Genomic DNA, 18,217 nt, shown 5'->3' with positions numbered 1-18,217 from the left:
AAGCACAAACGGACTAACAAAAAAGCTTCCGACTTTCAAAATTCCCCTCAATTCCCGTGCTTGTTCAACTTTCACAATGGCTGCTGATTTCAGCTCCCTGTTGGGCAGGGCAGCAGGCCAGCTGACCGGCCGGTTACGGTTGCCGAGATTTGCCTACTACATATGCCTGGCTTGGCTGCCATCCCCCCTGAAGTGCTCTCCCGCGCTGGGGTGGCCTACGTGCACTACGTGAGCTTCATGCTCTGTTTTGGCGCCTTGGTGCTTGAGCGGCGCTTGATCAAGCCAAATCCAAACAAGGCCGATGCCACCTTGATGGTGATCACCGATGTGGTGTATGGCCTGGCAGCCCTTGCCCTGCTTGTGAGCGGGATTCTGCGGGTTCTGTACTTCGGCCAGGGAAGCGAGTTTTATACGGAGAACCCCCTGTTCTGGTGGAAGGTTGGGCTCTATCTAGGGGTGGGAGGGCTGTCGCTGTACCCCACCATCACCTACATCCTCTGGGCCATCCCGCTGCGCAAGGGCGAGCTGCCCCAAGTAAGCGAAGCTCTCGCCACCCGTCTGGGCTGGATTCTCAATATTGAGTTGGTGGGCTTTGCCCTTGTGCCCCTACTAGCCACCTTGATGGCCCGCGGCGTCGGCCTGCCTGCCTGATGCTGCGGCGATTAAGCCGGCGATTAAATCGAGCGAGCCTCCCGGCTTGCGGCCTGGTGCTTGCTCTGGCGCTTTTTCCAGCCAGGGCCTTGACAGCCGAAGCAGCTGGGGGTGATTACCGCCAGCTGCTGGTTCCCACACCCCACGGCTGGCCCAAGCGTCAAAGTTGGTGCGTGTGGATCGAGCCCGCCGCAGCCGACGGGCCTGCCGCCCGCTGGGATCAGCTTTGGCTGCAAGCCGTGGAAGCGGCGCTGGCAAGCTGGGCTGAATTGGTCACGATTCACCGCAGCGAAAGCAGGGAATCGGCCCAAGTACAGATATTGAGGCGCCGGCCACCTCTGCAGCGGGGCCGGGCCAGCCATGGCCGAGCCGAGCTAGCTCTGGCGACGAACAAGCCAGGCGACCCCCCAAAAATCGAACCGCGGGTACTGGTGAGCATCAGCCCTGGGCAGCGACCGGACGCCATCCAGGCCACGGCCCTGCACGAACTTGGCCACGCCTTCGGGATGTGGGGACACAGTGATCAGCCCCAAGACGCCATGGCGGGCGTGCCCGGGCCAACCCCCGTGCTGCAACTCACGGCCCGGGATCGGGCCACTTTTATGTGGCTGCAACAGCAGCCCGGTCTTCCAGGCAGTGACTCAACTGCAGCCGGGGACCAGGTCGGCTGCCATTAATTGCGCAATGTTGCGCATTGTCAAGTTGTCTGATAATCCAACGAATCTTTTAAAGAGCGCTTGAAAAAACTTATACGTTGCTCGCCTTGAGGATTTTTCAGCCCTGTGCCCTTGCCCGTTCTGGCCACCAAGCCACTCACCAACAGCGCTCGTGTCAGCAGCTTTCTGGCCGCCGGTGAGGAAAGCCCCCGCCAGATCGACACCACTTGCCTGGTGCGGGATCCGGCAGCCACCGATGCTGTGATTGAGCAGGCCTACCGTCAGATCTACTTTCACGCCTTCAAAGTGGACCGTGATGCGGTGCTGGAATCCCAGCTGCGCTCCGGTCAGATCAGCACCCGCGACTTCATCCGCCAACTCCTGCTCTCGGAGAAGTTTCAGAGGGATTTTTATCGCTGCAATAGCAATTACAGGGTGGTGGAACAGGTGGTGGGTCGGGTATTTGGCCGACCGGTGCATGGCCAAGCTGAACAGATCGCCTGGTCGATCGTGATCGCCGAGCAGGGTCTGCCCAAGTTTGTTGACGCGCTACTAAATTCCGACGAATACCGCGACAACTTCGGCGACAACCTGGTGCCTTTTCAGCGCTCGCGGGTACTTCCCGGCCAGGACGTAGGCACCATGCCCTTCAACCAGCAAGCCCCCCGATACGACTCCTACTGGCGTGAGGCAATGGCCAGGCGCGCGCCCACTGGAGGATTAAACCCCTGGACAGACGGCGGCGGCTGGGCCCGCCCAGCCTGGCTGGAAGGCCAGCCCACACCAAGGGTCCAAGCTATCTGGCAATACACCGTGGCAACTGGAGGCTTCGTGCTTACCGGCCTGGTGATCTGGATTGCTGCGGCCATGCTCAGCACAGGCTGAGGCGGCCCTCAGTCCCGCCGGGGCGCGCCGCGGCGGGCGGCCAGCACCTGCTGCACCTGCCGCCAGCTGACTCCGTGGTGGGCAAGGGCTACCTGCAGGTGGAAGACGATATCGGCCGCTTCAGCGGCGATCTCGGCGGCGTTGTCGTCCTTGCAGGCCATCACGAATTCGGCGCTCTCCTCCCCGATCTTCTTGAGGATGCGGTTGTCGCCCCCCTCCAACAATTTGTTGGTGTAGCTGCCGGGCTCGGGAAGGTCGCGCCGCCCTTCGATCACCCGCATTAGTTCGGTGCAAACATCTGCCGGCGGCTGAGCGGCCGATGGCCCCCCGGCCGTGGGCTCGGGACCGTTGTCGTAAAAGCAGCTGCGGGCACCGGTGTGGCAGGCCACATCGCCGCTCTGCTCAATGCTGAGCAGCAGCACGTCAGCGTCACAGTCGTAACGCAGGCCCTTGAGCTGCTGGATATGGCCGCTGGTAGCCCCCTTATGCCATAGCTCCTGGCGCGAGCGGCTCCAGTAGTGCACCTCGCCGCTGGCGAGGGTGCGCTCGATCGCCTCCTGGTTCATCCAGGCCACCATCAACACGGCGCCATCGAGCCAGTCCTGGGCGACCGCGGGGATCAAACCAGCTTCGTTGAAGCGCAAGGCCCCAATGAATTGAGGGTCTGGGGGCTGAAATACTGCTGACAAGGCCCTTGCGCTGCTGCTGTCCCGATCCTGACCCATGCCCACTCCGGCCTACAGCTGCAGTAAAACCTTCAGCGGTTATCCCTGTTGCCATCGCCAATGGCGCCACCAGGGCCACTGCCGCTTCGTGCATGGTTACAGCCGCAGTTTTAGCTTCTGGTTTCGGGCCAATGAACTCGACGACTGTGGATTTGTGGTGGATTTCTCCAGCCTGAAAGAGCTCGAAGCCCGGCTGGCAGATCAATTCGACCACACCTTTCTGGCCAATGCCGATGACCCCCTCCTCTCCACCTGGCGCCAGCTGCACGACCAGGGCGCCCTCGACCTGCGCGTGATGGCCAATGTGGGCATGGAGGCCAGCGCGGAGCTGGTGTGGGGCTGGGCAAACGAACTGCTGCACGGCCGCGACAGCGGCCGCAGCTGCTGCTGGAAGGTGGAGGCGAGGGAAAACGAGAAAAATGCCGCCTGTTTTGAAGCCCTTCCCGGGTGGTTCAAACCCTGACATCAAGCCAGCAATGACTGGGCCAGGGGCGCGGGGCTCCTATCTTGCGCCTCAATGAACCGCCACCGCCCGATGGGCCGCTTGCTCCAACTGCTGACCGCTGCCCTGATGCTGCCCGCTGCCGCCCTGGCTCAGACCAGCCCAGGTGGAGGTGGGGTTCAGGCGCTATATCCCAGCAAGGCCGCGGCCGAAAAAGCCGCTAAACATTTCCACTGCACCGGAGCGCACCAGATGGGCGATAAATGGATGCCCTGCGCCAAACATGGCGATGGCCATGGCAGCCATACGCCGGCTCATTAATGCCCAAGTGCGGCGACAAACCCAAGCTGCTGGCCATCGGCATCGCACCCCTGGGCATCATCTCGATCGGCATCGTGCCAATGGGGGTCGTGAGCATTGGGGTGGTGCCGATGGGCGTGCTGAGCCTCGGTGCCGTGGGCATGGGGGTGATCAATATCTGCGTGGTGGGCATGGGCATCGTGGTGGCTGGCGTCAATGTGATGGGTATCTGGAACCCCGGAGCCAGCACCCCCCACCAGCACCACCAAGCGGCCACCGGAACCCATACCCCAAATATCTACGCCTACCCAAGCAAGCAGGAAGCCCTGATCAAAGCCAAACAGCTGGGCTGCAACGGCGTCCATGCGATGGGTTCGATGTGGATGCCCTGCGCCACCCATCCCGAGCTCGAGCCACCCCCAGCTGCGCAAAGCCAAAGGCCCTGAATCAGCGTCCATGATGGCCATCCCTGCGGGTTGCTCTTGGCACAGCTGGCGACCGCCTGGGCAATTTTTCAGGGTTTGCTGCTCGAAGCCCTGCCGTTTCTGCTGATTGGCGTCGGTATCGCCAGCCTGGCCCGCTGGCTGGCCCCTGGAGGTGCCTGGCTGCGGCAGCTGCCAGCCCACCCCCTGCTGGGGCCCCTCACCGGTGCCGCCCTTGGCTTTGCCCTGCCCGCTTGTGAATGCGGCAATGTGCCGGTGGCGCGGCGGCTGCTGGCCGGTGGTGCGCCGGTTGCTACGGCCCTGGGCTTTTTGTTTGCCGCGCCGGTGCTGAATCCAATCGTGCTGGCCAGCACCTGGGCCGCCTTCCCCAACCAACCCTGGCTGCTGGCGGCCCGCCCCGGAGCAGCCCTGCTGCTGGCGGTGCTGCTGGCCACGGTGCTGCGCCTGCTGCCCGAGGCCGAATTACTAGATCCAGTGCTGCTTGAAGAACGGCGGCTGAGTCAGCCCTTGACCCAGGTGGGGCTGCTGGAGCGTCGCAGCGGAATTGTGGGTGCCATCGGCGCCAAGGTGCAGCCCGTCAAGGTGGCGCGGCCGCCCTTGCAGGAGGTGCTCCAGCACGGCAGCCGCGAATTTCTCGATCTGGCCGCCCTGCTGGTGCTGGGTTGTGCCATCGCCGCCACGGTGCAGACCTTGCTGCCGCGCAGCTGGCTGCTGGCGGTGGGGGGGGCTCCAACCATCTCTGTGCTGAGCCTGATGCTGCTGGCGGTGGTGGTTTCGGTTTGCTCCAGCGTCGATGCCTTCCTTGCCCTTGGCTTCGCTGCCCAGGTCACCCCGGGAGCGCTGCTGGCCTTTCTGGTGCTGGGCCCGGTGGTCGACCTGAAGCTGCTGGGACTGTTCCGGGTGCTGTTTAAGCCCAAGGCCATCGCCCTCACCAGTGCCGCCGCAGCGGTGGCCGTGCTGGTGCTGGGGCAATGGGTCAATTTGCTGCGGCTGTGATGCGCGCCTTCGCCCTGGGGCTGTGGGGAGCCGTGCTGCTGCAAAGCAGCCTCAGCGGCAGGCTGGATCTCTTGCTCAGCGGCGTTTTCCACCCACTGGTGGCGCTGAGCGGTGTGGCATTGCTGCTGCTGGCTGGCCTGCTGCTGGCTGAACTGGCTCTAAGGAGCAAGGAAAGCCCAGCCCCATCGCGACGCCAAGCCATCCCAAAAATCTGGTGGCTGAGCGCCGCAGTGGCTTTGCTGGTGTTGGCGATTCCCCCCAACCCCTCCTTCAGCACCCTGGCCGCCAACCGGCCCGCCGAGCTGGGCGATGAGGCTGAGCTGAGCTTCGTGCTGCCGCCAGCCCAGCGCAGCCTCACCGATTGGGTGCGCTTGCTGCGCAGCCAACCCGACCCCAGCCTCTACGCGGGTGATCCCGTGCGGATCAGCGGCTTTGTCTTGCCCCAGCCGGGTGAGCCCCCCCAGCTGGCCAGGCTGCTGGTGCGCTGTTGTCTCGCCGATGCCACCCCGGTGGGCCTGCCTGTGCGCTGGCCTGCCGGCCCGCCGCCCCGGGCGGATCAATGGCTGGCGGTGGAAGGCACCATGGCTATTGAAGAAGGCAACGGCCAGAGCCGCAGCGTGGTGGTAGCGCAGCGAATCACTCCGATTGCCCGGCCCAAGCGCCCCCTGGAACCATGACGGCAACGGGGCAACGGATCACGTTGGTGCTGGCGGCAGGAGTCGCCCTGGCCTTGCTGCAGCAACAACTACTGCTACGACGCCCACCACGGCTGCTGGAGCTGGAGTCAAGCAGCGCCAGCTCCGGTCCAGCAGCCCTAGACCTGCGCTTCAGCCGACCGATGAGCAGATCCAGCCTGGTGGGCTCCAGCAGCCTGCAGCCCCAGCTGGCCTGGCTGTGGCTGGGGGAAAGCAACCCCCTGCGCCTGCTGCTGCTTCCAGGCCAAACCATCCCCGGACCATTGCGGTTGCTGCTGGCAGGGGTCGACCGCCGCAACCTGCCCCTGGGCCGCCAGCAGTGGCTCTGGGACCCCCGGCCGCGCTTGCTGGCGGTGGTGCCCGTGGCCGGCGGCGAACAGCTGCAGCTGCAACGGCGCGATGGCAGCTGGCAGGCGCTAACCCCGGTGTGGCCGCAGCTGGCCCAAGTGCAGCCCCTCGGCAACGGTGCCGGTGTGGCCGTGCTCAGTGGTGATGGCATGGGCAGCCACCGTCTCTGGCTGCTGCCGCTGCAGCAACACAACCTGGTGCGCGAACCGCGGCGCCTCTCGGAACCGGTGGCGGGTGGGCTTCAACCCCTAGACGACGCAGCCCTGCTGTTTGCCCACCTGAGTAGCAACCGACGCGGCGACCTGCTGGTGCAATCGTCCACCACCGCCCTGGATCCGGGGAGCACCAGCGTGCGTACCGCCCAGGGGCGCCAATGGCCCCTGCCCCACTCTGCTTCTGGCCCCATGCAGCTGATCCCCGAGGGAGGCGGGGTGGTGGTGCCTGAACTGGAAGGCCTCACCCTGCACAACCTGCCGGGCCAGCCCCGCCGGCGCCAGCTGCTGCCCGGCAGTAGGGAGCTCAGCAGTTTCTGCCCCGTGAGCGGCCGCGCCCTACTTGTGCGGCACTGGCCCGACTACCGGCGCTCCCTAGAGCTGGTGGAGCCGGGTCAACCGCCGCGGCAGCTTTGGATCGGCAGCGAAGCCGTCCTGGCCAGCGCCTGCGACCGGGGTGGGGATCGGGTCTGGCTGGTAGTGAGCAACTGGGCGCAGGGATCCCAGCCCCTGATGCTGGCCCTCGATCGCCGCGGCCAACTGCTCAAGCAACGCTCCTTGAAGGGCTGGGAGGTGGAGCCGGCAGCGCCGATGTTGTTTGATCCCACCCGCCAGCAGCTGCTGCTCACCCTGCGCTCAGGCAGCCACGCCAAGCCGTTGCTGGTGGATGGCAGCAGCCTCAGCCTGCAACCCCTGGCCAAGCCGGTGCGCCTGGCCCTGTGGCTACCCGCTGGCTGATAGGCGCCGGTGCTGCAGTGAGGCCAGGGGCAGCAGGCCCATGCACAGCACCCCGATCAAGGGACCGGGCGGCAGGTTCACAGCTGGCTGGATCGCCAACAGAAAGCCGCCACCGCTGATCCCCATACCCACCAGGGCTGAGCGCCAGAGGGCTCGGCGCAGGCTGGCGGCTCCAGCCAAAGCCACTAGGGCCGGAGCACCCATCAAGGCAATCACCAGCACCACCCCCACGGCGGTCATGGCGCTCACCACCGTGAAGGCCGTCACCAGGGTGAGCAGTAGCCGCAGCCGCTGCACCGGCAAACCAGCACTGGCGGCGCCGAGGGGATCCACCCCCAGATACACGTAGTGGTGATAGCGCCAGGCGAGCAGCAGCAGCACTGCCACCAGGGCCAGCAGGCTGCGCAGCAGGTCGGCAGGAGCGGCGGCCAGCAGATCGCCAAACAGCACCGCCTCCAGATCGACCCGGATGTGCAGCAGGGGAATCAACAGCACCCCTAAACCGAGAAAGCCAGCCAGCACGGTGTTGAGCACCGCCTCATCGCCCCCTTCCCCAGAACGATCACCACGGCTGAGCCGCTCCGCCAACAGGGCACCGGCTAGGCCGCTGATCACCCCACCGAGGCCCGGATCAAGCCGCAGGGCCAGCGCCAGGGCCAAACCCGGCAACACCGCGTGCGACACGAGATTGGCCAGGAACAGGCGCCGCTGCACCAGCAGCAAGGTGCCGGCCAATGGGCAGAGGCCGCCGATCACCAGCGCCAGCACCAGGGGCAGCAGCCACCAAAGAGTCTCCATAGGATCAGCGAACTACGCCCCAGCCACTCTGGCCATGCCCACCCAGGTTGCCGCGTCAAGCGACCGCCAGCAGCTACTGCTTACGGCGTTGCGCCAAGCCGACCGGGAACTCTCCGGCCAGGACCTGCACGCCCTGCTGCGCCAAGGCTCCCAGCCCATGGGGCTGGCTACGGTTTACCGCCACCTGCGCCAGCTGCAGCAGCGGGGCTGGATCCGCTGCCGCCACCTGCCCAGCGGCGAGGCTCTGTTCGCCCCCACAGAGCGCGACGAACACCACCTCACCTGTGTCGACTGCGGCGCCACGGTGGTTCTTAATAACTGCCCCATGCACGACGTGCACCTAGACGGCGGCCAGAGCGCAGGCTTCCAGCTGCTATTTCACACCCTGGAATTTTTCGGACTCTGCGGAAGCTGTCAACAGCGCCAGGCCAGCTAGCAGCAGCAGGCCATCAACCGCAGCAGTGGTTGCCTACCCGCAGGTCGCCGAGGGCCTGGCGCACTTGCTGGGGGCTGCCGTCGGCGAGCAGGGAGCGATCGAGCACCAGCACCCGGTCGTAGGCGTCGAGGTCGCGGCCCCAGTCGTGGCTGCTCACCAGCAGGGTGAGACCGGCATCGCGCAGCTGGCCCATCACCTTGAGCAGCTGGGTGCGTGAAGGGGGGTCGATGGCAGCGCAGGGCTCATCCAGCAGCAGCAGCCTGGCTGGCTGCACCAGGGTGCGGGCCAGCAGGGCTCGCTGCTGCTGGCCACCGGACAACTGATCCAGGCGCCGGCCCGCCAACCCAGCCAGGCCCACCCGCTGCAGGGCGGCTTCCACATCGCAGCAGCCAGGACGCTTGGCGGCCATCCGCCCCAGGGCCACCAACTCCCGCACAGTGATCGGAAAGTGCCAGGCGATCTCCCCCCGCTGGGGCATCAAGGCCAACTGCTGCCGCGCCAGGGCCAAGGTGAGGGGCACCCCATCGAGCCGGATCGAACCGCTCTCGATTGGCAGCTGACCCTCAATGGCCTGCAGGAGGGTGCTTTTGCCAGCGCCGTTGGGGCCCACCAGGGCGGTGAGCGTGCCGGGCTCGAGCTCAAAAGCCACACCGTCGAGAGCCAGCTCGCCGCCGCGGCGCACCCGCAGCTCACTCACCTCAAGCGACACGCAACACCATCAGGGCAACCGCAAACCTAACGACGGTCGAGCACCAGCACCCGCGCTCCCAGCACAGCAAATACCGACACCGCCGCCGTGACCCCGAGGTCTCCGCCGATCCCCGCCAATCGCGGAGCGAAGCTGAAGCTCAGCAGGGCGAACAGCAGACCCATCGCCAGCAGCAGGGGCACCGGGCGCGGGGCGAGCTGCTCTGGAGCTGTCATGCCGACGAAACTGGCGCCCAGCCAGGCATCACTCAGGGGCACCGGCTCCAGCTGGAGGGCAGCTGGCAGAGCCCCCAGCAGGATGGCCAGCAGCATCGAGGGCAGGGCCGAGCCGAGCACCACACCCAGGCCCAAGCGGTAGCTGAGGGCGTGGGTCACCAGCGGGGACAGCAGTGACAGGATCAGCACCAAGCTGCGCTCGACGGCAGTGAAGGGATGCAGGCTGGCGCCCGAGCCCATCGCGCCAGCAGCCACGGCCAGGCCCATGACGCCAACCACCCCCAGGAATGCGGTGGTGCCAAGCTTGCCGCCGATGCCGCTCCAGCTGTCGCTCAGAACCGACAACACCAGCCCAGCTAGGCCCCCTGCCAGAACAACCCAGGCCGGATGGCCCAGCACCAGCTGGGAGGTCATGCCGGCAAAGGCTCCGCAATACACCGGGGCTGCCACCCCTTGCCAGCGGTGCCTGGATCGGCCTGCCGCCTCCAGCGCTCCACCGGCCGCCCCAACCAGGGCGGTGGCCAGCACCACCGAGGCAGAGGCGCCGCGCGTCAGGGCCAGCACCCCGAGGGCGGCCAGGGCCGCCAGGGCCACTGCTGGCCACTGAACCCTGCCGGCAGGGCCATGGCCGGCATGCCGCAGAAAACCAACCAGCACCAACACGCCCAGCAGAGCCCACACCAGCAGCAGAGCCACGGGCGCCCCCAGCACAAAGCCATCCAGATAGAAGACGAGCAGCACTCCGGCCATCAGCAAGGCGTGGGGCCTGGTCATGGCGGGGGGAACGCAAACCCGTCGATTCTGCGTGGCCCACCGTCCCCGCACCTTCAACAGCCACCCATGCACCATCAGCAGCCACCCCAGCACCAGCCGCGGGCAGCCGGTACAACTTGAGAACCATTATCATTCAACAAACTTTGGGCCTGGCTGGTCTGTCTCTGTGACGCACCGATCGCACACGCCACTCCGCCTCACCGTTGCTCTGGCGCTGCCTCTGGCCGGGGCTCTGGCCCTGGCCGGCTGCGGATCCACCCCACCCGCCGAAGTGATCGCCGGCGATGGCGTGCTCTGTGACATCACCCAGCGCCTAGCCGCAGACGACCTGCGGGTGCGCTGCCTCTTGCAACCGGGAGATGACCCGCACCAGTTCCGGCTGACACCGCAGCAGAGCCGCGACCTCAGCCAGGCCCAGCTGGTGCTAATCAATGGGTATGGCCTCACCCCCTCCTTGGCTGAGCAGAGCAAGGCGGTGGCGGTGGCCGAGCGGGCCGTCCCGGGGAGCCCCGAACTCAAAGTGCTGCAGGACAGCCAAGGCGACCACCAGGAGGAAGGGCACGCCGCTGGCCACGCCCACGCCGATCTCCACGATCACGGCGATCGGGATCCCCACGTTTGGCACGACCCCGGCCAGGCCAGCGCCATGGTGCAGCTGGTGGCCAAGCAGCTCGAGCAGCTCAAACCCGCTGCCAGCCCCCGCATCACCGCCCGGGCCAGTGCGATGACGACCGTGCTCGGCCAGCTCGACCGCTGGAACCGCCAACAGTTTTCCACCATCCCCGTGGCCCGGCCCCTGGCCAGCGGGCACCGCGCCTTCGCCAGCCTGGCGCGGGCCTACGGGCTCCAGGAGCTGCCCCTTGTCGACTCCATGAGCAGCAGCGACAACCTGCGGCCCCAGGCCTTCCAGTCCGTGGTGCAGCAGCTCAAGCAGGAGCAGGTTCCGATGCTGTTCAGCGAACAACTGCCGCCCAGCAAGGCCCTGCAGCGCATCAGCTCCCTCAGCGGCGTTCCCCTTTCAGCCGAGCCCTTGGTGGCCGACGGCCTGGCTCCAGCGGGCGATGGCTCCGCCAGCAGCCTGGTGGCCACCCTCAGCGCCAACACATGCCTGATCGTGAACGGCCTTCAGGGCCGCTGTGACCGGGCCAGCCAACAGGCCCTGATCCAAAGCTGGCAGGCGATTCACTGAAACAAGGGGACAACAAGGGCGGAAGCGTGGATCGCGACCGGATCGCGACTTGATCAAAACATGAATGAGAACCGTTATCATTCCTGGCGCGTCCCTCGTGGCGGCCTCCTCAAGCCTGGGTAATCAACGGAATGGCATCGATCCGACAACTAATGGCTGCACCGGCAGTCCTGGGCCTGCTGACGCCTAACGCGGCTGCAGCAGCCGAGCTCAACCTTGAGCGCGTCAACCATTACGCGCGCAGCCAGGAGCAAGTCACCAGCATCAGCCAATTCACCGATCTGCGCCCGAGCGACTGGGCGTACCAGGCCCTCAGCAACTTGGTCGAGCGTTACGGCTGCGTGGCCGGCTACCCCAACGGCACCTTCAGAGGTGGGCAGGCCATGACCCGCTTTGAGGCCGCCGCCCTGCTTAACGCCTGTCTCGATCGCGTCACTGAAGTCACCGACGAGCTCAAGCGCCTGATGGCGGAGTTCGAGAAGGAACTCGCCATCCTCAAGGGCCGCGTCGATGGCCTCGAGGCCAAGGCTGGGGAACTGGAAGCCAGTCAGTTCTCCACCACCACCAAGCTCTCCGGCCTGGCCACCTTTGTGGTGGGTGGGGTGAGCAACAACCCCGCCGGTGAGCAGGTCACGTTCAACTACGACCTGCAGCTCAACCTCGACACCAGCTTCAGCGGCAAGGATCTGCTGCGCACGGTGCTGCGGGCTGGCAACTTCGATGGCGATCGCAATGCCTTCGGTGGCGGCCTCTCCACCCTGGAGATCGCCTTCCAGGAAGAGGGTGGCCCAGATGTGGTGGGCATCGACAAGATCTTTTATCAGTTCCCATTTGGGCGGTCTCCGATCGGTGGCCAGTTCACCGCCACCCTCGGCGGCCGGGTGGGTCAGGAAGACATGCTCGCCCTCTGGCCCAGCGCCTACCCCAGCGACACCATCCTCAACGTGCTCACCCTCAACGGTGCACCGCTGGCCTACAACAAAAACCTCGGCCCGGGCTTTGGCCTCTGGTGGCAAGACAACGGCTGGAGCGTGAGCGCCAATTACGTGGCGGGCAATGGGGCCGATTCCTCCCAGGGCCTGTTCAGCAGCACGTCAGCAGGCACCAGCACCGTGCAGCTGGGCTACGGCCAGGAGAACTGGGGCATCGCCGCGATCTATTCCTATGTGGAGGCCGGTGTGGGTGTGCCCGGTGCCACCCCCTTCATCACCACCCAGATCGAGGAGAACGGCGTCAACACCAATGCCTTTGGCATCAGCGGCTTCTGGCAGCCGGCCCAGAGCGGCTGGATCCCCTCGCTCAGCGCTGGTTACGGCGTCAACGGCAGCTCCGGCTCAGACCTGCGCACCAGCCAGTCGTGGATGGTGGGCCTGCAATGGAGCGATGTGCTGGCTGAGGGCAACAGCTTTGGCATGGGAGTGGGCCAACCCGCCTTTGCAACCGCCACCCGCAATGGGGCTGCCAGCGAATCCGGCGTATGGGCTTGGGAGTGGTGGTATCAGTGGCAGCTCACCGACGCCATCTCCGTGACCCCGGCAATCTTCGTGCTCAACAATCCGGGGGGGAATCAAGCGGGCAGTAACCAGGTCGGCGCCCTGATCAAAACCAGCTTCCGGTTCTGAGCCAGGGGCGATCGTGCCCTTCCTAGGGTCGTCTCAATTCGGCAGCCCCCAACTCAATGACCGCCAGCGCCAGCGAATCCAACGTGATGGCAGCCATCCCCACAGGCCTGCCGGTAACGATCCTCACCGGCTTCCTGGGGGCGGGGAAAACCACCCTGCTCAACCACATCCTCAGCAACCAGCAGGGCCTGAAAACGGCCGTGCTGGTGAATGAATTTGGCGAGATCGGCATCGACAACGACCTGATCGTCGCCACCGGTGAAGACATGGTCGAGCTGAGCAATGGCTGCATCTGCTGCTCGATCAACGGCGAGCTCCTCGAGGCCGTCTATCGAATCCTGGATCGCCCCGATCCGGTGGACTATCTGGTGGTGGAAACCACCGGCCTGGCCGACCCCCTGCCGGTGGCCATGACCTTCCTGGGCAGCGACCTGCGCGATGCCACCCGGCTCGACTCGATCATCACCCTGGTGGACGCGGAAAACTTCAGCGCCGAGCTGCTGGAAGGAGAGGTGGCCCGAGCCCAGATCGTCTACAGCGACATGCTGCTGCTCAACAAGTGCGACCTGGTGAGCGAAGAGCGCCTGAGCGCCCTGGAGACCCAGCTGCGTGAGATCAAAACCGACGCCCGCATCCTGCGCTCGGTGAAGGGGGAGGTGCCCCTACCCCTGCTGCTGAGTGTGGGCCTGTTTGAAAGCGACAAGATCGTGGCCCAGCAGCTGTCCAGCCCCGAACCGGAAGACCACAGCGCCTGTGATCACGACCACGATCACGATCACGACCATGGCCACTGCGAGCACGAACATGAACACCCTCACGAGCACGAACATGAGCACGGACCCAGCCATGAGCACGCCGCCCATCCCGACCACGCCGCGATAGAGGGCTACACCTCGCTGTCATTTGCGGCCGACGGTCCCTTTGCCCTGCGCAAATTCCAGAACTTCCTCGACAATCAGCTGCCCGCTGAGGTGTTTCGCGCCAAGGGGATCCTCTGGTTTAACGAGAGCGAGCGGCGGCACGTGTTCCACCTGGCCGGCAAGCGCTTCTCAATCGACGACTCCAACTGGCCCGACGCCACCCGCAAGAACCAGATCGTGCTGATCGGCAAGAACCTCAGCCACGACCAAATCCGCCGCCAGCTGCAGCTCTGCGTTGCCAAGGATGCCGGTAAGGGTTTCGCCTGAGCGGAAGCCGGCCAACCTGGCTAGGGTTGTCTTAGCAAATCTTGACGCCATGGCCGAACTGATTCTCTGCTCTGGCGTTCTTGCCCTCTTCGGCCTGGCCTTGTGGCTCACCACCGACTCCGATGACGACAACGGCGGCGGTGGCTTGATGCAGCCGGTTTTGGTGCCCGTGCGGGTTCGTCGCCACCAGTAACTCTGGCTGAAGCCTCCTAATCCTCCAGGAAGGCTGGATCAAAAACCAGGCCCATCTGTTCATCAGAGCTAAGCAAGGTCGATCTCTGACGCAACAGGCACATCACCCGCGTCACCGTTGAACGGGTCGAGCCCACCAGTTCAGCGAGTCGCAGGTGTGAGAGGGCAAAAGGAAGCCAGTACCCTTCAGATGTCCTGCGACCGTGGCCACAGAGCAGGCCTTGAAACAGGGCCACTAGGCGCTGCCCGGCTTGGGGATGGCTTCGCACACGTAACAACACAGCCATCCAATCGCCGAGCAGCTCCTCAGAAGCCTGGAATGAAGTTCCAGGATCCCGCCAGCTGACGGAAACATCGGTCAACGCCTCAAGGCAAGCAACACAACCCGCAGGAATCCGCACCAGCTGCAGATCACCGGGACCTACGAATCCGAGGGTGACTTCAGAGTCACAAATGCGGCAATAGCCATCCGCCAATGAAAGCTGAAGCCATGACCCTGAGCTGGTTGACGCAAGCAGCACCGATTGACCGGCTTTGATCCGCACAACAATTCCCAGACACGGCGGCTGCCTTCCAACAGCTACGGCCCATGATGAGATGGCAAATGCAGAAGAAAACGGGCCTGACGCCAGCATCAAGGGGCCAAACCACGGCACGTGATTATTGCTACGCACGCGAGCATCATCGGCGCCATGACGCGGTCTGTTTGCACTGAAAGTAGTTGAACGACAACAGAGGTACAAGTCATGTCTACCCGAGTTCTGATGGCAGCACTGTTGATCACAACAATGATGGGATCCCTGGCACCGTCCTTGTCATCGGCCTCTAAAAACAATGGATCGAGCCCTGCGCAGGAGCAGCTTTCCGGCAGCCACACCAGAACAGGTGACTTTTGATACCCAGATTTGAATCAGCACAAGTCTGGCGAGGCGTTTTCATCGAATAGAAGTAGGTGGATTCCCGTCCATTGGGAATCCACCTACTTCTGTTGTGAGGAGTTCATGAATCCGTTCCAGCTGATGCTGCTGGCATCGGCCGCACTTGGCTTGGTGCTGCCTGCCGTCATCGCTCCTAAAACCGCAGCCGCAGGTGAACTGGCGTCGCTGAATGGCCGCGAGGCCATCAACGACTACATGGAGCAGCAAGAAATTGACGAACTCAAGGCCTGGCGATCCCAAAACCAGGTCACTAGCGTCAACCAGTTTTCCGACATACGGCCTTCCGACTGGGCCTATCAGGCTCTGAGCAACCTGGTGGAGAAATACGGTTGTGTCGCCGGCTATCCCAACAGCACCTACAAGGTTGGCCAGGCCATGACTCGCTACGAAGCGGCAGCCCTGCTCAACGCCTGCCTCGACCGCGTCACCGAGGTGACCGATGAGCTGCAACGCCTAATGGACGAATTCAAGAAAGAACTCGCCGTGCTCAAGGGCCGCGTAGATGGCCTCGAGGCCAAGGTGGGCGAACTGGAAGCTCAGCAGTTCTCCACCACCACACAGCTACGTGGAAAGGTCGACATGATCATCGGCGCCACCAACTACACCGGTGACGTCAACCAGAACTTTGCCAATAGCCCAGCCTTGAAAGGCAAAAAGAAACAGGAGGCAATCACCTTCAATTACCGGCTGCAACTCGATCTCGACACCAGCTTTACTGGCAAAGACCTGCTGTATACCAGATTTAGAACCGGTAACTTCTCTGGCAATTTTTCGGGAGATCCTATTGGACTCACCCACCTCGAAGACTCCAACATCAATGGGGATGTTCTCAAAGTTGACAAACTCTGGTATCAGTTCCCCGTAGGGAATTCCAAGGGTGCCAACGGCATGATCTTCGTGGGCCCCCGCACCGAGGGCTACTACATGCTGGCCAGCCAACCCACACTTTATGGCAATGGCAATTTCATCCTCAAGGAGTTGAAGGGTCGAGGAGCCTCCGGCGTGTATGGAAACTCAAGCGGCGCGGGCTTCGGAGCCTGGTGGCGGACAAAGAAGAATAGCGCCGGCAATCGATTCAGCATCAGCTCCAACTATGTCGCCCAGAATGGCAGCAACTCGGGTGAAGATGCTACGTACGGCGACGAGGGGCTATTCAACCAGGGCAGTAAGTCTAAATTTATTACCCAATTGGCTTATGGCGGCAGCCAATGGCAAGTGTCGACGGCCTATGCCTGGACATCAGCGGGCGCAACAATGGGGAAAGGCACTTTTTATGGAAGCAAACCGGTCGGCGTGGATCAAACTGCCAGCTCCCTGGCTCTTAATGCCTTCTGGCAGCCAAAGCAAACAGGCTGGATCCCCTCGATCAGCCTTGGTTATGGCGTCAACTGGTTCAGCGGAGGAAACACTGAGGGGCGCGACCAAACCATGGAATGGCTTGTGGGCTTTGAATGGGATAATATAGGGAAAGATGGCAATACTTTGGGCCTGGGCATCAGTGGCCCTCAGTGGGTAACAAAGGGGAGCCAGAGAGACAACGATTCTGGCCTTGCTGTGGAACTTTGGTACAAGTATCAAGTGACCGACAACATCTCGATCACACCTGCAGTATTTTACCTGAGCAATCCCCTAGGCAATGCAACAGTTGGTGACTTCGGCACAATCGGCTATCTCATGAAAACCACTTTTCGCTTCTGAATCCGAGAGGCCTCCCAGCCTCATAACATAGCTCACATCTAACCAGCCCCCATGCTCGGAGAGGGCTTTTTGCTGCCCACTTATCAACGAAAACAGACTCCTCAAGGATAATCAGGAGGCAGCGGTGGAGGAGGCCCCGGCTGCAGCAACACAGGCACGCGTAAGCCTCAGAGATCGCCGCGTTCAATCAAATTGAGAGTATCTTCAGCACTCCCTCCATCAGCTCCAGGATTCGAGGCAGGGATGGAGTCATTGGCGGCAGGATTGACGACGGATTCCTTTGTTTTTTGGTTGAGTTTTTCGCGCTCACAGTTTTCGCCTTCACCGACTGGAACGCATTCAGCGCTATCGGCCAAGAGTTGGGCTTCTTCAGCAGAGAAGGGAATCAACGAAGCTGCATCCACAGGAGCCGCAGAGCCCCCGATCATGCTGGCCGTCGCCAGAAACAGAGCAAGACTGGTGCGCTGGGCCATGGACGAAACCAGAACGGAGGGATACAGATTTATTTTAAGAAAAGACGGCGCACCACAGTCCCTCTGTAGGCAGACGATTAACGCTAAAGGCCAAAGACGCACACCCATGTGTATCATTGGTCACCCAGCCCACATCCGCAGCAAGTTGGTCTGGCAGCGATAGAGAAGATCAAGGGCGTCGGACCGGCCATGGGCAGCAGCCATGGCCTTACAAGCCGTCTCCAACTCAAACAGCAATTCGCGCTGCTCAGAGGAACGGACAGCACTCTGCACCCAACCCACGGCGACATAACGCACTCCGTCCGTGACAGCCTCGACTCGATGCAGACAGCCGCTGGGGTAGACGATGGCCGAGCCAGCACGAAGCCGCACTAGCTCTTCTCCTAGGGGCAATTCAAGGGTGAGGGCGCCTCCGCTGTAGCTCTCCAGATCAGAGAGGAACAGTGTGAAGGACAAATCTGTTCGCCCTCCAGGCATGAACGGGTTGTCAACGTGGCGGCCATAGCCCTCACCCACGGCGCTGCGGCTGAACAGCAGACTGTGTATCTTCAGTGGGATGGCAGCAGCCCGGAACAAGGGGTGGGCATCGAGCGCAGACAGAACCACATCTGCAAGGGCTGCAAAATCAGGATGCTGCTTATCCAGTTGCCAATTGTTTTTCACCTCTTTGGCGTAGCTGCCAGCAGTCTGAGCACCGGGAAGCCAGGCAGAATCATCCAGATTGGTCAATCTAGATTGAAGCTGCTGAAGATCTTGGGCTAATAGCAGATTTTCAAGCGGAAAGTGCATGGCTAAACCAACCTGCGGAAACGACCGTCAGCACCCATCTTGAAGCAGATCGACACCCACCAGCCCCACGCCCTCCTGTGCTTTTTGCTACACGCCAGCGGCATCA

Annotated in this window: 22 protein-coding genes; 15 read left to right on the top strand and 7 right to left on the bottom strand. The window is 63.3% G+C overall.

Features of this window, described 5'->3' with window-relative positions; genetic code table 11:
- Positions 1-162: 162 nt before the first annotated feature.
- The 3 genes from KBZ07_RS01830 (at position 163) to KBZ07_RS01820 (ending at position 2,192) form a co-directional block, all read left to right on the top strand.
- Positions 163-651: a DUF2214 family protein gene (locus KBZ07_RS01830; protein WP_106502844.1), complete on the top strand. Its 489-nt coding sequence runs from the start codon at positions 163-165 to the stop codon at positions 649-651.
- An 89-nt stretch (positions 652-740) separates the two neighbouring features.
- Positions 741-1,328 (top strand): peptidase, encoded by a 588-nt coding sequence (locus tag KBZ07_RS01825; protein WP_254930009.1) that lies wholly within the window; start codon positions 741-743, stop codon positions 1,326-1,328.
- A 105-nt stretch (positions 1,329-1,433) separates the two neighbouring features.
- Entirely contained in the window at positions 1,434-2,192 is a 759-nt protein-coding gene (locus KBZ07_RS01820) for a phycobilisome rod-core linker polypeptide (protein WP_254930008.1), read from the top strand.
- A gap of 8 nt (positions 2,193-2,200) precedes the next feature.
- On the opposite strand, the gene hisIE is transcribed toward KBZ07_RS01820, so the two are convergent.
- Positions 2,201-2,917: a bifunctional phosphoribosyl-AMP cyclohydrolase/phosphoribosyl-ATP diphosphatase HisIE gene (gene hisIE, locus KBZ07_RS01815; RefSeq protein ID WP_254930007.1), complete on the bottom strand. Its 717-nt coding sequence runs from the start codon at positions 2,915-2,917 to the stop codon at positions 2,201-2,203.
- Between hisIE and KBZ07_RS01810 the strand changes: the two genes are divergently transcribed.
- The 6 genes from KBZ07_RS01810 (at position 2,916) to KBZ07_RS01785 (ending at position 7,091) form a co-directional block, all read left to right on the top strand.
- Positions 2,916-3,380, top strand: a complete 465-nt coding sequence (locus tag KBZ07_RS01810) for a 6-carboxytetrahydropterin synthase (RefSeq protein WP_254930006.1) — start codon at positions 2,916-2,918, stop codon at positions 3,378-3,380. The two genes, hisIE and KBZ07_RS01810, sit on opposite strands and share 2 nt — an antisense overlap.
- Before the next feature lie 72 nt (positions 3,381-3,452).
- Positions 3,453-3,680, top strand: coding sequence for a hypothetical protein (locus tag KBZ07_RS01805; protein ID WP_315859955.1), 228 nt, complete (start codon positions 3,453-3,455; stop codon positions 3,678-3,680).
- On the top strand, positions 3,680-4,105 hold the full coding sequence (locus tag KBZ07_RS01800) for a hypothetical protein (protein ID WP_254930005.1): 426 nt from the start codon (positions 3,680-3,682) through the stop codon (positions 4,103-4,105). Before KBZ07_RS01805 ends, KBZ07_RS01800 begins: the two co-directional genes overlap by 1 nt.
- A gap of 36 nt (positions 4,106-4,141) precedes the next feature.
- Positions 4,142-5,098 carry a permease gene (locus KBZ07_RS01795; protein ID WP_254930004.1) on the top strand — a complete coding sequence of 319 codons (957 nt, stop codon included), beginning with the start codon at positions 4,142-4,144 and terminating at the stop codon, positions 5,096-5,098.
- Complete coding sequence (locus KBZ07_RS01790; RefSeq protein ID WP_254930003.1) at positions 5,098-5,775, top strand: TIGR03943 family putative permease subunit; 678 nt, start codon at positions 5,098-5,100, stop codon at positions 5,773-5,775. Before KBZ07_RS01795 ends, KBZ07_RS01790 begins: the two co-directional genes overlap by 1 nt.
- Positions 5,772-7,091, top strand: coding sequence for a hypothetical protein (locus tag KBZ07_RS01785; RefSeq protein WP_254930002.1), 1,320 nt, complete (start codon positions 5,772-5,774; stop codon positions 7,089-7,091). The genes KBZ07_RS01790 and KBZ07_RS01785 overlap by 4 nt, the downstream gene beginning before the upstream one ends.
- Here KBZ07_RS01785 and KBZ07_RS01780 read toward each other — a convergent pair.
- Entirely contained in the window at positions 7,077-7,889 is an 813-nt protein-coding gene (locus tag KBZ07_RS01780; RefSeq protein ID WP_254930001.1) for a metal ABC transporter permease, read from the bottom strand. The two genes, KBZ07_RS01785 and KBZ07_RS01780, sit on opposite strands and share 15 nt — an antisense overlap.
- A gap of 34 nt (positions 7,890-7,923) precedes the next feature.
- Between KBZ07_RS01780 and KBZ07_RS01775 the strand changes: the two genes are divergently transcribed.
- A complete protein-coding gene (locus KBZ07_RS01775) occupies positions 7,924-8,325 on the top strand; it encodes a transcriptional repressor (RefSeq protein WP_254930000.1) in 402 nt (133 codons plus the stop codon).
- Between the two features lie 13 nt (positions 8,326-8,338).
- On the opposite strand, the gene KBZ07_RS01770 is transcribed toward KBZ07_RS01775, so the two are convergent.
- On the bottom strand, positions 8,339-9,034 hold the full coding sequence (locus KBZ07_RS01770; protein ID WP_254929999.1) for a metal ABC transporter ATP-binding protein: 696 nt from the start codon (positions 9,032-9,034) through the stop codon (positions 8,339-8,341).
- A gap of 26 nt (positions 9,035-9,060) precedes the next feature.
- The gene (locus KBZ07_RS01765) at positions 9,061-10,023 is read right to left on the bottom strand and encodes a hypothetical protein (protein WP_254929998.1); all 963 of its coding nucleotides are present in this window, start codon (positions 10,021-10,023) and stop codon (positions 9,061-9,063) included.
- Positions 10,024-10,189: 166 nt separating this feature from the next.
- On the opposite strand from KBZ07_RS01765, the gene KBZ07_RS01760 reads away from it, so the two are divergent.
- The 4 genes from KBZ07_RS01760 to KBZ07_RS01745 all read left to right on the top strand — a co-directional run bounded on the left by KBZ07_RS01760 (position 10,190) and on the right by KBZ07_RS01745 (position 14,214).
- Complete coding sequence (locus KBZ07_RS01760) at positions 10,190-11,212, top strand: metal ABC transporter substrate-binding protein (RefSeq protein WP_254929997.1); 1,023 nt, start codon at positions 10,190-10,192, stop codon at positions 11,210-11,212.
- Positions 11,213-11,364: 152 nt separating this feature from the next.
- The gene (locus KBZ07_RS01755; protein WP_254929996.1) at positions 11,365-12,834 is read left to right on the top strand and encodes an iron uptake porin; all 1,470 of its coding nucleotides are present in this window, start codon (positions 11,365-11,367) and stop codon (positions 12,832-12,834) included.
- Positions 12,835-12,890: 56 nt separating this feature from the next.
- Complete coding sequence (locus tag KBZ07_RS01750) at positions 12,891-14,021, top strand: GTP-binding protein (RefSeq protein ID WP_254929995.1); 1,131 nt, start codon at positions 12,891-12,893, stop codon at positions 14,019-14,021.
- A gap of 49 nt (positions 14,022-14,070) precedes the next feature.
- The gene (locus tag KBZ07_RS01745) at positions 14,071-14,214 is read left to right on the top strand and encodes a hypothetical protein (protein WP_254929994.1); all 144 of its coding nucleotides are present in this window, start codon (positions 14,071-14,073) and stop codon (positions 14,212-14,214) included.
- Positions 14,215-14,230: 16 nt separating this feature from the next.
- Here the strand turns inward: KBZ07_RS01745 and KBZ07_RS01740 are convergent, their stop codons facing one another.
- Entirely contained in the window at positions 14,231-14,887 is a 657-nt protein-coding gene (locus KBZ07_RS01740; RefSeq protein ID WP_254929993.1) for a helix-turn-helix domain-containing protein, read from the bottom strand.
- A 327-nt stretch (positions 14,888-15,214) separates the two neighbouring features.
- Between KBZ07_RS01740 and KBZ07_RS01735 the strand changes: the two genes are divergently transcribed.
- Entirely contained in the window at positions 15,215-16,849 is a 1,635-nt protein-coding gene (locus tag KBZ07_RS01735) for an iron uptake porin (protein ID WP_254929992.1), read from the top strand.
- Positions 16,850-17,016: 167 nt separating this feature from the next.
- Here the strand turns inward: KBZ07_RS01735 and KBZ07_RS01730 are convergent, their stop codons facing one another.
- Positions 17,017-17,322, bottom strand: coding sequence for a hypothetical protein (locus KBZ07_RS01730; protein WP_254929991.1), 306 nt, complete (start codon positions 17,320-17,322; stop codon positions 17,017-17,019).
- Between the two features lie 120 nt (positions 17,323-17,442).
- Positions 17,443-18,111 carry a Fe2+-dependent dioxygenase gene (locus KBZ07_RS01725; RefSeq protein WP_254929990.1) on the bottom strand — a complete coding sequence of 223 codons (669 nt, stop codon included), beginning with the start codon at positions 18,109-18,111 and terminating at the stop codon, positions 17,443-17,445.
- Between the last annotated feature and the right edge of the window lie 106 nt (positions 18,112-18,217).

It is taken from the genome of Cyanobium sp. BA20m-14 (assembly GCF_024346295.1).
Note: the sequence above shows the minus strand (reverse complement) of the source record. Positions and strands in the feature narration are given on the sequence as shown.

Excerpts from the sequence above, each read along its gene's own strand:
- KBZ07_RS01830 (WP_106502844.1), top strand. The coding sequence starts at position 163 with ATGCCTGGCTTGGCTGCCATCCCCCCTGAAGTGCTCTCCCGCGCTGGG.
- KBZ07_RS01810 (WP_254930006.1), top strand. The coding sequence starts at position 2,916 with ATGCCCACTCCGGCCTACAGCTGCAGTAAAACCTTCAGCGGTTATCCC.
- hisIE (WP_254930007.1), bottom strand. The coding sequence starts at position 2,917 with ATGGGTCAGGATCGGGACAGCAGCAGCGCAAGGGCCTTGTCAGCAGTA.
- KBZ07_RS01805 (WP_315859955.1), top strand. The coding sequence starts at position 3,453 with ATGGGCCGCTTGCTCCAACTGCTGACCGCTGCCCTGATGCTGCCCGCT.
- KBZ07_RS01800 (WP_254930005.1), top strand. The coding sequence starts at position 3,680 with ATGCCCAAGTGCGGCGACAAACCCAAGCTGCTGGCCATCGGCATCGCA.
- KBZ07_RS01790 (WP_254930003.1), top strand. The coding sequence starts at position 5,098 with ATGCGCGCCTTCGCCCTGGGGCTGTGGGGAGCCGTGCTGCTGCAAAGC.
- KBZ07_RS01785 (WP_254930002.1), top strand. The coding sequence starts at position 5,772 with ATGACGGCAACGGGGCAACGGATCACGTTGGTGCTGGCGGCAGGAGTC.
- KBZ07_RS01780 (WP_254930001.1), bottom strand. The coding sequence starts at position 7,889 with ATGGAGACTCTTTGGTGGCTGCTGCCCCTGGTGCTGGCGCTGGTGATC.
- KBZ07_RS01775 (WP_254930000.1), top strand. The coding sequence starts at position 7,924 with ATGCCCACCCAGGTTGCCGCGTCAAGCGACCGCCAGCAGCTACTGCTT.
- KBZ07_RS01765 (WP_254929998.1), bottom strand. The coding sequence starts at position 10,023 with ATGACCAGGCCCCACGCCTTGCTGATGGCCGGAGTGCTGCTCGTCTTC.
- KBZ07_RS01755 (WP_254929996.1), top strand. The coding sequence starts at position 11,365 with ATGGCTGCACCGGCAGTCCTGGGCCTGCTGACGCCTAACGCGGCTGCA.
- KBZ07_RS01750 (WP_254929995.1), top strand. The coding sequence starts at position 12,891 with ATGACCGCCAGCGCCAGCGAATCCAACGTGATGGCAGCCATCCCCACA.
- KBZ07_RS01745 (WP_254929994.1), top strand. The coding sequence starts at position 14,071 with ATGGCCGAACTGATTCTCTGCTCTGGCGTTCTTGCCCTCTTCGGCCTG.
- KBZ07_RS01735 (WP_254929992.1), top strand. The coding sequence starts at position 15,215 with ATGAATCCGTTCCAGCTGATGCTGCTGGCATCGGCCGCACTTGGCTTG.
- KBZ07_RS01730 (WP_254929991.1), bottom strand. The coding sequence starts at position 17,322 with ATGGCCCAGCGCACCAGTCTTGCTCTGTTTCTGGCGACGGCCAGCATG.
- KBZ07_RS01725 (WP_254929990.1), bottom strand. The coding sequence starts at position 18,111 with ATGCACTTTCCGCTTGAAAATCTGCTATTAGCCCAAGATCTTCAGCAG.